The organism is Thermoanaerobacter sp. YS13 (assembly GCF_000806225.2).
Classification (GTDB): Bacteria; Bacillota; Thermoanaerobacteria; order Thermoanaerobacterales; family Thermoanaerobacteraceae; genus Thermoanaerobacter; species Thermoanaerobacter uzonensis.
This window is the reverse complement of sequence record NZ_JOOI01000001.1, coordinates 977,917-990,548: the sequence shown is the minus strand read 5'-3', so window position 1 is coordinate 990,548 and position 12,632 is coordinate 977,917. Positions and strand designations below refer to the sequence as shown.

The window sequence follows — 12,632 nt, the reverse complement described above, 5'->3', positions numbered from 1 at the left end:
GGAGGTAAAAAATGTTAGACATTTTTAAAGAACTTTCAAATAGAGTGATTGTTTTTGATGGAGCAATGGGAACACAACTTCAAGAGAGGGGTTTAAAAACGGGAGAGTGTCCCGAATATATGAATATAACTCATCCAGAAGTAGTATTTGATATCCACAGGTCCTATATAGAAGCAGGAGCGGATGTAATTGAAACAAATACATTTGGGGCTAATAGGATAAAATTAGCAAAATATGGACTAGAAAATGAGGTTTTCAATATTGTCACTCAAGCAGTCAAAATAGCTAAAGAAGCTGCAAAAGATAAACCCGTTGCACTTTCTATAGGACCTATTGGCGAGCTTTTGACCCCCTATGGAGACATGACTTTTGATGAGGCTTATGATGTTTTTAAAGAAGTAGTTATAGCTGCAGAAAGTGCAGGAGCAGATATTGTTTTAATTGAAACAATGTCAGATATGCTGGAGGCAAAAGCTGCCATTCTTGCTGCTAAAGAGAATTCAAACATGAAAGTTATATGTACAATGACTTTTCAAGAAGATGGAAGGACTCTCATGGGGTCAGACCCTATAACTGTAGTAGTTAGTTTACAAGGGTTAGGATTAGATGCCATTGGCGTTAACTGCTCGACAGGTCCCGATAAAATGGTAAGTGTAGTGGAAAAAATGTCTCAAGTTTCTCGCATACCTATTATTGCACAACCTAATGCAGGTATGCCTGTGATTAGAGACGGCAAAACAGTTTATGACTTAAAACCAGAAGAATTTGCTAGTTTCTTTCCTTCTCTTGTTGAAAAAGGTGCTTCTATAGTTGGGGGGTGCTGCGGTACTACTCCACAATATATAAAACTTGTTAAAGAGGCTGTAAAAGATTTAAAGCCAAAAGTCAAAGTAAACAAATTTACAGCTGTAGCTTCTAATACAAAAACAGTTTTCATAGGTGAAAATTATCCTTTAAGAGTTATAGGGGAGCGTATTAATCCAACTGGGAAGAAGAAGTTGAGTGAAGCTTTTTTGGCCGGGGATGTAGGTTTAGCAGTAGAGGAAGCTATAAAACAGCAAAAATGTGGAGCAGAAATATTAGATGTAAATGTAGGGGTACCAGGAATAGATGAGGAGCAATTACTTCCCAAGGTAGTTTCTGAAATACAAAATGTAGTAGACCTTCCTCTTCAAATAGATAGCACTAATATTAAAGCGGTAGAAAAAACTATAAGAATTTTAAGAGGTAGACCCATAATCAACTCCGTAAGTGCAAAAGAGGAAAGTTTAAAAGAAGTGCTTCCTATTGTCAAAAAATACGGAGCTTGTGTTGTAGGACTTACTGTAGGAGATAAAGGGCTTCCCAAAGATAGGCATGAAAGAATTGAAAATGCGAAAAAAATTATAAAAAAAGCGGAAGAGTATGGCATACCCAAAGAGGACATATTGATAGATTGTATTGTGCTTACGGTTTCTTCTGAGCAGGAGGCTGCAATTGAGACTTTAGAAGCGGTAAAACTGGCTAAAGAAGAGTTAGGAGTAAATACTGTTGTCGGACTTAGCAATGTTTCCTTTGGTTTGCCTGAAAGAAGGCTGATAAACTCTACTTTTTTGGCAATGGCAGCCTCTTATGGGCTTACTACTGCTATTATAAATCCCTGCGATGAAGCCATGATGGACACTTTGAGGGCTTCAATGGTTTTACTAAATAAAGATAAAGGCAGTGTAAATTATCTGAATATATATGGGAAAAAGCAAAAAGAGGAGGTCAAAGAAAAAGAACAGCCAAAAATTCAGGAAGAAGATTTAAAGTCAAAGTTATATATACAAATTTTAGAAGGTAAAAAATCAGGAGTAGAAGATATAGTAAAAAACATTTTAGAGGAAGAAGTTCAACCTCTTTCTATAGTTGATAACATAATAATTCCTGCCTTAAAAGAAGTGGGAGATAGATATGAAAAAGGCATATATTTTTTGCCACAACTTTTAAGCTCTGCAGAAGTGGTGCAAACCGCTTTTAAGATAATAAAAGAAAAGCTTCCAAAGGATTCGGTATCTAAAGGCAAAATAATACTTGCAACTGTTGAAGGAGACGTACATGATATAGGAAAAAATATAGTAAAAGTTTTGCTTGAAAACTATGGATATGATGTAATTGACTTAGGAAAGGATGTAAAAGGAGAAGTGATATTAGAAGAAATAAGACGGAGTGGGGCACCATTAGTAGGTTTAAGTGCTTTAATGACAACTACTTTATTTAACATGGAAAAAATTATCAAACTGCTTAAAGCAGATACTGATGTGAAAATAATGGTAGGCGGGGCTGTTTTGACTGAGGAATATGCTTATAAGATTGGCGCAGATTATTACGGAAAAACAGCTCAGGATGCAGTTAAAATCGCTGATAAATTTTTCCTAAAAAATGCTCTTTTATGTAAAACTTGTGGTATTTAAAGGTGGTGTTGAAGTGTCAGTAGAAGCGGTGAAAGAGTTTTTTAAAGAGAAGGGATATGATATTAAAATAAAAATTTTTGAGGATACAAGCACTGTGGAAAAAGCAGCAGAGTCTATAGGTGTAACTCCTGGAGAAATAGCGAAGTCTATGCTTTTTAGATTAAAGGATAAATATATTATGGTTATAACAGCAGGAGATAAAAAAATAGACAATAGAAAATTTAAAGAGACTTTTAAGACAAAAGCAAAAATGGCATCCCCAGAAGAGGTGTTAGAAGTTACAGGACATCCTGTTGGGGGTGTTTGTCCTTATGGATTGAAAAATCCGGTTAAAGTATATTATGATGTGTCTTTAAAAAATTATGATGTAGTATATCCTGCTGCTGGCGACGTAAACGCTGCTGTTACCATAAAAGTTAAGGACCTTGATAAAATAGTAGAAGGAAAATGGGTAGATGTATGCCAATAGACATACATCTACTTTTTTAAAAGAATTTTTTACTTTCCATATATTCTCTTACCTGAACTAAAGTCTCTCCAAATCTTTGAAAGTGTACAATCTCTCTTTCTCTCAAAAACCTTAGAGTATCTTTTACACAAGGGTCATCTGTGAGATTTATTAAATGTTCATAAGTTGCTCTTGCTTTTTCTTCGGCTGCCATATCTTCGTGTAGATCAGCGATTGCATCTCCTTTAGCCTGGATATAGGCGGCGGTCCACAGCATTCCAGTTGTATCTGCGTAGAATAAGCCTCTATCATGTTCTGTATAGTATTCCCCTAATCCTTCTCTTTTTAATATTTCTACTGGTACTCCTTTTAAAAGTTTGAAAACAAGAGTTGCTATTATTTCAAGGTGTGCTAATTCTTCTGTAGCAATATCTGTCAAAACTGCTTTTGTTTTTCCCGTAGGCATGACGAATCGCTGAGTTTGGTATCTTAAGGCGGCTGCCAATTCTCCATCAGGGCCTCCATATTGGGCGATTAGGTATTTTGCCATTTTTATATCTGGTTTGCATACTTTGGCAGGATATTGTAGTTTCTTTTCATAAACCCACATAGCAAAGTCCTCCTCAATATTCTATTTCCCAAGGCCATGGGTCATCTACCCATTTCCAAGGATATTGACTTTGTGAATGACCAAAAACCATCAAAGGTCCGTAAAATTGTTCATATTGCTGTTTTAGCATAGACAATTGATTAGAATAATAGTTGTAGTCTTGAAGAGCTTTTTGGTCCTCGGGATGAGTATCTAAATATAGATTCAAATCTGTGCAGGTAAACTCTATTTCCATGATTTTCTTAAGCATAGATATTTGATTGCCATCCATTTTATCACCTCATTTTTTCGCCTACATAAGGCATATCAAGTTCAGGAAAGACAGTGCCTTTTTTAATGGCTTCTTCCGGAGGATAAAGAGATACATACTTCTGTAAAGGCACATAAGCTTGTGCAAGCTTTAGAGAAGGAAAAGCATAATCTTGTATATAAGGATTATAGTCGTACATTTTTTAAACCTCCAAATCTGTAGTTTTACTAATATAATATTCTTGTATATATGTTTGTGATACAATAAAAAAAACAGCCATTTTGGCTGTTTCAGTTTGTTGACAAAGTTAAAAAAATATTCAAAGGAGATATTTTGCATCGTCGCTCCGATGTTCCAAAGCGACAAAACTAAAGCTCGACCTTCGCGCTCCGGCAGGGTACCGGGCACAATCGGCCTCCTTGCCTTAAGGTGCCCGCCTTCGCCATCCATGGCTTCGGCCCTGCCTCCACCCTCGGTCTTGCTAAGTTTCCCGGCACTCAAGTAAGCATGCTTGTTTTTTCTATTTTTGTTTTATAAACTTTCTTACTTGAGTGCCGGGCCGCTTTGTCATAAGTCGCTTCTTATGCAAAATATCTCCTTTACGAAAGTTTGTCTACAGTCTAAAACAGCCATTTTGGCTGTTTTAATGAACTCCTAATAGTACAAGCATTATTCCACCTGCTATTGCCGTTCCAAAAACTCCGGCAAGGTTTGGCCCCATGGCGTGCATTATTAAAAAGTTGTAAGGATTTTCTTTTATGGCTACAGAGTGTGATACTCTCGCAGCTATTGGAACAGAAGCTATACCTGCAGAACCTATAAGGGGATTTATCTTTCCACCAGAGAGCTTATTTAAAAACTTAGCTCCCAGTATACCTCCAGCTGTTCCTGTCATGAAAGCTATAAGCCCTAAGACGATTATTTCTAATGTCTTAATGGTTAAAAAAGTATCTGCTTTCATGGTAGAGCCTATAGAAACTCCTAACAATATTGTAATTACATTCATAAATTCTCCACTGGCTGTTTTTGCAAGCCTATCTACAACTCCCGATTCTTTTAGAAGATTTCCTAACATTAACATTGTTATAAGAGGAGCAATTGGAGGAAGTAGTAAATCTATTAAAATAGTTATGACAATAGGAAAAGCGATTTTTTCTGTTTTTGAAACGGGTCTCATCTGTTTCATCATTATTTGCCTTTCCTCTTTTGTAGTAAGTAATCTCATGATAGGAGGTTGTATTAAAGGCATTAATGCCATATAAGAATACGCAGCGACAGAAATTTGAGCCATAAGGTGGGGAGCTAATTTTTGAGTTACATAAATTGCCATTGGACCGTCTGCCCCGCCAATTATTCCTATAGCACCTGATTCAAATATACTAAAACCTAAAAGTTTAGCTCCTATTAATGCTATAAATATTCCTATATGGGCAAAAGCACCTAAAATCATTAAACTAGGATTCGCAATCATAGGCCCAAAGTCTGTCATGGCACCTACGCCGAGGAAGATAAGGGGAGGATAGATAACTTTTTCAACCCCTAAGTAAAAAAAGTATATGAGTCCTCCAGGTTGTAATAAATCAGTAGCTGGTATGTTTGCTACAATACTGCCAAAACCTATTGGTAGAAGTAAAAATGGCTCATATTTTTTTACAATAGCTAAATATATGAGAAATATTCCCACAAAGATTAAAAAGATATTGCCCAAAGTTAAATGAACAAGCCCCGTAGTTTGTATCATATCCTTAAAAAGCTTTAAGAGAATATCCATTTGTGTCACTCCTTATTTTTTGTTAATAAATTTTTCAATTTTACCAAATAACGGAAATATATTTGATAATATAGCACCAATTAATAAAAGAAGCATTGATAACAAAACCATGTCGATGATTGACAAATATATAGCTCCTAAAATTGTATCTGGTACCATTATTTCACCTCCTGAAAAAATAAAAGAGCCATAGTATTTATGACTCTTTCTCTCTGCCTCTCCTTATGTACTTTATAAGTGCATTATTCCAAAACCAAGTCTTTCATGATTTGTGAGAGGATGTAGGGCTGATTTTCCAAACATTGAAACTGCAATCCATGTGTTATCTACTACAACTGCAATTTTCATCATAAGGCTTACATCTAAGGGCAAAGTCAAGGATAAAGATTTTACAGCTTCAATTGTAGCATGTAAGAGGGCGTGCATAGAAGTTGGATTTTTTTCAATTACATTATTGTTTAAAGCTGCTCCTACCACTGCAGAGACTATTTTTTCATTGAATTCGCTGCTTTTACCTCCCAGCTCTGTTACGGCGCATTTGTAACCTTTTTCTATGAGAAGTTTTTTGATTTCTTCTTCTTCCTCTCTATTTGAGGAAAGAGACAATACTATGGCTCCTTTTGCAACTGTTAAGTTGTTTATAAACACTTTAATTCTTCATCCTTTCTCACTCTTTCACTCTTTCACCCAGTATTAGTATACAACGTTATTAAAATTATGTAAAGGTTATTTTATTTTTTGATGAAAACATTTTAATATTAGAATTATTGAGCAAAATAAGGTATAATCTAGATAGCAAAGGAGGTCAAAACAGTTAAAATTAGTAGTAAAAAATGATATAATTTTAATTAGGTGATAATGAATGTTATTACCTATAAAAAAGGTTAAAGAGCTGCATGATATAAGCAGAATTACGTTAATAAACTGGGAAGTAGAAGGGTGGCAAAAAACATGATAGTAATACAGGCTAAACTCATTTTTTTAAATCAAGAAGACAAACAAATAGTATTAGACTTAATGAGAAGATGGTCATCATGCATGAGATTTGCATATAAGAGACTCTTAGAAGGTTATAATAGAAACACACTAAAAAGAGAGCTTCAAGGGATTTTTAACTTAAACTCAAGATATGTAGATGATGCAATAATGAAAGCAAGAGGTGTATTAGAATCATCTAGACAATTAGACAACAATCCAAAGAAAGTCATTTTTGCAGGAAGAGACTTGTTTAAAAAACTACAAAAACGCCATATAAACGGGAAAGAATATCAAAAATTAAAAATTAGGTGGCAGGAGAAGAGAAAAGGAAATCTTTATTCAAGAGGAGATAAAAGCAAAAAAGGAAATCTCAACACAAGAATAGAAGTAAAAGAAAATGGCACTTTCTTAAGGATAAATGTAAGGGAAAGAAAATATGTATATGCCAGAATAGAGGCAGGATATAAAAAGAATAAAAGCAGAGAAGAACTCCTTCAGGAAATTGCCCAATCAAGCATACCCTACTCTGTAGAATTAAAACTTAAAAATGGCAGTATATACGCCTATTTTGCTATAGAAGAAGAATATCCAGAAATAAAAATAACAAAAGAAAAAGGAGTCATAGGAATAGACATAAACGCATGTCCAGACAACATATCATGGACAGAAACAGATGAAAAAGGCAATCTAATAAGCTGTAATAAAATACCAATGCCAGAGCTTGCAAGTGGAAATAAAGACAAAAGAGAATATTTCAGATGGAAATATGCTCATGAGATAGTAAAAATAGCAAAAGAGAAAGGAAAAGCAATAGTAATTGAAGAATTAGAAATAAAAGAAAAAGGCAAAAGAGGAGACTTTTCAGGGAGAAAATCAAGGAGGATAAGACATAATTTTAGCTATAAATCACTTCTTTCAAAAATAAAAACACTAGCAAAAAGAGAAGGGATAGAAGTAATAGAGGTAGACCCTTCTTACACATCAATAATAGGCATGTTAAAATATGCACCACAGTATATGATAACAAAAGATATAGCAGCAGCCTATGTAATAGCAAAAAGGGGATTAGGACTGCAAGAAAAGATACCAGACAATTATATAAAGTTTCTCAATACATTAACTGTAAATGAATTAGAAGAATTAAAAGAGCAGGTAAAGAAAACAGTCAGAAACAAGCATATAAAGAAAAAGCACATAAAGGAAATAAATAGAGCAATAAAATTTTTACAAAGCCTTGAGAGTGAGCCAGGAAGGGTGCTAGAACCTCTGGATGGAACAAGTTTTAGTGCCTATGATTTCTGACGAGTTCTCAAGGTAGCGGTGGTAACGCCACTCTCTCCTGAGAAGGTGCCAAGAGACTTCTCTACCCTGAAGGAATTACTAATTCAGGGTAAGTGGGGAGACCCGGATAAGGGCGTGAGTTCCTGTTTCTTGGGGCAGGGGCTATGGCTTTCCCAAATACCGCCTGCTGGGGCTGGGAAAAGTCTGAAGGGCGGACTACAAATACCCCAGCTATCTAAACTGTACATTTTTGTACAGTTTGGGTAACCAGGAATGACAGTGAGAAAAAACGATGTTATCACAGTTGACGTAAAAGAGATGGAATTTGGTGGATTTGGGATAGGCTATTTTGAGGGGGAAAAAGTAAAAATAAAAGGAGCACTTTTGGGGCAAAAAATAAAGGCAAAAGTTAAAAAAGTAAAAAAGGATATGGTAGAAGGCGAAATAGTGGAAGTAATAGAGAATTCTACTTTGGAGAAGCAAAGCCTTTGCCCTCACTTTGGGGACTGTGGCGGCTGTACTTATCAAAATGTTAGCTATCAAGATCAACTTGAGATAAAAGAAGATATTGTGAAAAAGCTTTTTGAAAAAGAAGGAATAAGAGATTATGAATTTTTAGGTATTGGGAAAAGTCCTAAAGAGCATGGTTATAGGAATAAAATGGAATACACTTTTGGAAAAGATAAAGAAGGCAATGGGACGTTAGGACTTCATAGAAAAGGTCGATTTTATGAAGTGGTTATGACAGATAAGTGTAATATTGTTGATGATGACTTTCTCAAAGCTTTAAATCTTACTTTTGATTATGCAATAAAAAAAGGACTACCTTTTTATGATAAAAAGACTCATGAAGGCTTTTTGAGACATTTGGTTGTGAGAAAAGCATCAAAATCAGGAGAGATTTTGTTAAACATTGTGACGACAACACAGTTGCAACATGACTTTACAGAGCTTATTGAGATATATAAAAATGCGAATTTTGGAAGTCGTCTTGTGGGTGTACTACATACTCAAAACGATTCCTGGTCAGATGCTGTAGTATGCGAAAGATTGGAAGTGCTATATGGAAGAGATTATCTAATAGAAGAGATTTTGGATTTAAAATTTAAAATAAGTGCATTTTCTTTTTTTCAGACCAATTCATACGGGGCAGAAAAACTTTATGAGACGGTGAGGGAATTTGCAGGAGATGTATCTGACAAAATAGTTTTTGATTTGTACTCCGGTACAGGGACCATAGGTATAATTATGGCTCCAATGGCTAAAAAGGTAATTGGGATAGAACTAGTAGAAGAAGCAGTTATGTCGGCAAGAGAGAATGCCAAACTAAACGGCCTTGAAAATTGCACTTTTATTGCTGGCGATGTATCTCAAAAGTTAAAGGAGATAAAAGAAAAACCTGATGTGGTGATTGTGGACCCTCCAAGGTCTGGAATCAATCCAAAAGTTCTTGAAGATATTATAAAATTCAACCCTCAAAAAGTAGTTTATGTTTCTTGTAATCCTGAATCTCTTGCAAGAGATTTAAAAATTTTTAGTGAAAAAGGATATAAAGTAGAAAAAGTAAAATGTGTAGACATGTTTCCTCATACTTATCATGTTGAGACGGTAGTTTTAATAGAAAGAAAGTAAGAATGAGGAGGTGAGCTGTTTTGGCCAATCAGAATTTAAAAAGGATTATTTTAGAGGTTGTAAATAACCAGATTAGAGACAATAATCCACCAATTACCAAAGTGACACTGGAAAGACTGAAAAAATCGGGATACACAGAACAACAGGCAAAAGAAAAAATCGCCGCAATATTAATAGAAGAAATATACGATGTGCTAAAAAATCATGAAGTATACAATGAAGAACGATATGCTAAGAAACTGTCGACTTTGAAATAGATGTCATAGTAAAAAAATGATGAAGCAGGTTCTATTAAAGATATTATACCATTTTTATAAAATTTACAGTTAAATTTTATGGCTAATGCAATTTTTATAAAAAAATTAAGACCGTACTCCAAGTTAAGCGATATTATTGAAAAGCTGATCAAAAAAGATTAAAAAAGCATGGGAGTTCCAAATAACGGGGTATAACTATATGGTAATTATTTCAAAGGTGTGGTATACTAAATGTTAGAAAACAAAGAGGGGTGAAATTATGCAAAAGCATGTTGAATTTACTTATAATGGAAAAACATTAAGAGGTATGATGCACTTACCTGACGGTATTCAAGGAAAAGTCCCTATGGTGGCTATTTTCCACGGTTTTACTGGCAATAAAATGGAGCCTCACTTTATTTTTGTAAAGCTTTCACGACAGCTGGAAAAAGTGGGTATAGGTAGCATTAGGTTTGATTTTTACGGTTCTGGGGAAAGTGATGGAGATTTTAGCGAAATGACTTTTAGTGGAGAGTTGGAAGATGCAAGGCAAATAATAAAATTTATAAAAAATGAACCTATGGCGGATGTAGAAAATATAGGTATTTTAGGGCTTAGCATGGGAGGAGCAGTGGCTGGAGTCATCGCAAGTGAGCTAAAGGAGGAAATAAAGGTTTTAGTTCTTTGGGCACCTGCTTTTAACATGCCAGAATTGATTTTGGAGCAAAGTAAAAGTGCTGATGAAAAAATGCTAGGAATGCTTGAAAGAGAGGGAATAATTGACATCGGAGGCTTAGCTTTGAGTAAAGAATTTATAGACGACTTGATAAAACTAAATATATTTGAACTTTCCAAAGGGTATGATAAACCGGTTTTGATAGTTCATGGCACAGAAGATGCAGCGGTAAAATATGAGGTATCAGATAAAATACTTGAAGAGGTATATAAAGGCAATGCAAAGCGAATTACCATTGAAGGTGCAGATCACACTTTCAATAAGTTAGAATGGGAGAAAAAGGCTATAGAAGAGTCTATTAATTTCTTTAAAGAAAATTTAAAGGGATAGCAAGTGCTATCCTTTAAGTTTTTATATATTTTTTAAAGATTTGATATAACATACTAAAATAGTAGGTCTTAAATTGGAGGTTAAATAGTTATGGAAAAAGAAAATAGATTTTATAATACCAAAACTTTTTATAGATTTGTTGAGGATTTTTTAACAAACAAAGGACAGCCTAAACCTAAAAAAAGAGTAAAATTGAGTAAAGACTTTATGGAAAGAATTATGCTGGCAGTGACACAAGTAAATGGATGTCCTTACTGCAGTTATTTTCATGCTAAAGAAGCTTTAAGAGCTGGTATGTCCAATGAGGAAGTAAAAAAATTATTAAAGGGAGAGTTTGGCGATGTGCCGGATGATCAATTAGTTGCTATACTCTTTGCTGAGCACTATGCGGAGACAGCAGGAAATTTTGATGAAGAGGCATATAAAAAGCTTGTAGAGACTTATGGGGAAGATTATACATATAGTATTATGAGAGCCATAAGGGCAATAATGGTAGGGAATACCCATGGAAATGCCTTTAACGCTTTGGCAAACAGGCTAAAGGGGAAACCTTATAAAAACAGTAATTTAAAGGATGAATTGAGTATAATTTTTGGAATCTTTGTATTTGTACCTGCTGCATTGATTAATCAACTTTTTAAAAGGAAAGTAAATCATGCCGCTAATGCTAAAAATTGAGTTGTAAAATAGGGGTGGGGAAAATGTACGGAATTGTTTTAGAGGGTGGAGGTGCAAGGGGTGCATATCAGATAGGAGCTTACAAAGCTTTGGCTGAAGAAGGCATAGATGTAAGAGGGGTAGCAGGGACTTCTGTTGGAGCTTTAAATGGCGCTATTATTGCACAGGGTAATTTTGAAAAAGCTTATGAACTGTGGCATGATATTTCTTATTCTAAAGTCATTAAGGCTAATGATGATGAAATTGAGAGGCTTAAGAAAGGAAGATGGAGAAGAGAAGATATTTTTTTGGTTACGCAGTTGCTAAAGGGAATTATTGAGGAGGGTGGACTTGATATATCTCCTCTTAAGAATTTGTTAAAAGAGGTTATAGACGAAAATAAGATAAGAAATTCAGGAAAAGACTTTGCGATTGTTACTGTTTCTTTAAGTGATTTTAAGCCTATGGAACTATATATTGAAGACATACCTTATGGTAAGCTTGTGGATTATTTGATGGCAAGTGCTTATTTACCTGTCTTTAAAAGAGAGAAAATTGATGGAAAAAGTTATCTGGATGGAGGAGTATACAACAATCTTCCGGCTGATTTACTCATAAAAAAAGGCTATAAAGATTTGATAATCATAAGGACTGGCAGTTTTGGCATAGTCAAAAAAATTGATTTTAAAGGTTTAAATACATTAGTTATTTCTCCAAAGGAAGATTTGGGAGGGATTTTGGATTTTGATAAAAATGTTGTAAGGTATAACCTTAAATTAGGATACTTTGATGGTTTAAAGGCTTTAAAAGGACTAAAGGGAAATAAGTATTATATCGAACCGAAAGGGGAAAAGGAATATTTTATCCGTTACCTTATGAATTTAGAGGAAAGAAGAATTGAAAATTTAAAGGTTATCTTTAGAGTAAATAAAGAAATTCCAGCAAAGAGAGCTTTGTTTGAAGTTATTATTCCTAAATTGTGCTCCTTATTGGATTTGAAAGTTGATGCCGATTACGATGAAATATTTTTAACTCTTTTAGAAAATCTGGCGGAGATTTATGAAGTAGAGAGATTTAGGGTTTATACCTACGAAAAGTTAACTAGCGCTGTAAGGGAGAAAATTAATTGTGACAAAGAAGTTGTTGAGGAAGATAAAGAAGAAATAGAAGAAATAATAGAAAGGGTAATTAAAAAGATAGATATGCTTTCTATATTTACTAAAAACGAAGTTATAAAGGAAGTCGGGAAAGTTATTTTTAGTTAACTT

13 protein-coding genes and 2 pseudogenes are annotated in these 12,632 nt (G+C 34.5%); 9 read left to right on the top strand and 6 right to left on the bottom strand.

The window, feature by feature from the left end:
- Positions 1-11: 11 nt before the first annotated feature.
- A complete protein-coding gene (locus tag THYS13_RS05135) occupies positions 12-2,435 on the top strand; it encodes a homocysteine S-methyltransferase family protein (RefSeq protein ID WP_042833439.1) in 2,424 nt (807 codons plus the stop codon).
- The gene (locus THYS13_RS05130) at positions 2,404-2,904 is read left to right on the top strand and encodes a YbaK/EbsC family protein (protein ID WP_052210467.1); all 501 of its coding nucleotides are present in this window, start codon (positions 2,404-2,406) and stop codon (positions 2,902-2,904) included. The genes THYS13_RS05135 and THYS13_RS05130 overlap by 32 nt, the downstream gene beginning before the upstream one ends.
- 16 nt (positions 2,905-2,920) lie before the next feature.
- Here the strand turns inward: THYS13_RS05130 and THYS13_RS05125 are convergent, their stop codons facing one another.
- The 6 genes from THYS13_RS05125 to THYS13_RS05105 form a co-directional block, all read right to left on the bottom strand.
- Positions 2,921-3,493: a manganese catalase family protein gene (locus THYS13_RS05125; RefSeq protein ID WP_042833438.1), complete on the bottom strand. Its 573-nt coding sequence runs from the start codon at positions 3,491-3,493 to the stop codon at positions 2,921-2,923.
- Between the two features lie 13 nt (positions 3,494-3,506).
- Entirely contained in the window at positions 3,507-3,764 is a 258-nt protein-coding gene (locus THYS13_RS05120; RefSeq protein ID WP_042833437.1) for a spore coat protein CotJB, read from the bottom strand.
- A gap of 4 nt (positions 3,765-3,768) precedes the next feature.
- Positions 3,769-3,942: a spore coat associated protein CotJA gene (locus THYS13_RS05115; protein WP_065214130.1), complete on the bottom strand. Its 174-nt coding sequence runs from the start codon at positions 3,940-3,942 to the stop codon at positions 3,769-3,771.
- Positions 3,943-4,386: 444 nt separating this feature from the next.
- The gene (locus THYS13_RS05110) at positions 4,387-5,514 is read right to left on the bottom strand and encodes a sodium ion-translocating decarboxylase subunit beta (protein WP_042833436.1); all 1,128 of its coding nucleotides are present in this window, start codon (positions 5,512-5,514) and stop codon (positions 4,387-4,389) included.
- 12 nt (positions 5,515-5,526) lie between these two features.
- On the bottom strand, positions 5,527-5,673 hold the full coding sequence (locus tag THYS13_RS14390; protein WP_201035655.1) for a hypothetical protein: 147 nt from the start codon (positions 5,671-5,673) through the stop codon (positions 5,527-5,529).
- Between the two features lie 72 nt (positions 5,674-5,745).
- Complete coding sequence (locus THYS13_RS05105; protein ID WP_029688614.1) at positions 5,746-6,162, bottom strand: HutP family protein; 417 nt, start codon at positions 6,160-6,162, stop codon at positions 5,746-5,748.
- 214 nt (positions 6,163-6,376) lie between these two features.
- On the opposite strand from THYS13_RS05105, the pseudogene THYS13_RS14130 reads away from it, so the two are divergent.
- The 7 genes and pseudogenes from THYS13_RS14130 to THYS13_RS05075 form a co-directional block, all read left to right on the top strand.
- Positions 6,377-6,454, top strand: a pseudogene (locus tag THYS13_RS14130) (IS607 family transposase); the annotation flags it as partial.
- Between the two features lie 11 nt (positions 6,455-6,465).
- Positions 6,466-7,899: pseudogene (locus THYS13_RS05100) on the top strand (IS200/IS605 family accessory protein TnpB-related protein); the annotation flags it as partial.
- 147 nt (positions 7,900-8,046) lie between these two features.
- Positions 8,047-9,405, top strand: a complete 1,359-nt coding sequence (rlmD, locus tag THYS13_RS05095; RefSeq protein WP_369819198.1) for a 23S rRNA (uracil(1939)-C(5))-methyltransferase RlmD — start codon at positions 8,047-8,049, stop codon at positions 9,403-9,405.
- A 20-nt stretch (positions 9,406-9,425) separates the two neighbouring features.
- Positions 9,426-9,662, top strand: coding sequence for a hypothetical protein (locus THYS13_RS05090; RefSeq protein WP_042833434.1), 237 nt, complete (start codon positions 9,426-9,428; stop codon positions 9,660-9,662).
- A gap of 259 nt (positions 9,663-9,921) precedes the next feature.
- Positions 9,922-10,707, top strand: coding sequence for an alpha/beta hydrolase (locus THYS13_RS05085; protein ID WP_042833432.1), 786 nt, complete (start codon positions 9,922-9,924; stop codon positions 10,705-10,707).
- 90 nt (positions 10,708-10,797) lie between these two features.
- Complete coding sequence (locus tag THYS13_RS05080) at positions 10,798-11,385, top strand: carboxymuconolactone decarboxylase family protein (RefSeq protein WP_042833430.1); 588 nt, start codon at positions 10,798-10,800, stop codon at positions 11,383-11,385.
- Positions 11,386-11,408: 23 nt separating this feature from the next.
- Complete coding sequence (locus THYS13_RS05075; RefSeq protein WP_042833429.1) at positions 11,409-12,629, top strand: patatin-like phospholipase family protein; 1,221 nt, start codon at positions 11,409-11,411, stop codon at positions 12,627-12,629.
- Positions 12,630-12,632: the final 3 nt, after the last annotated feature.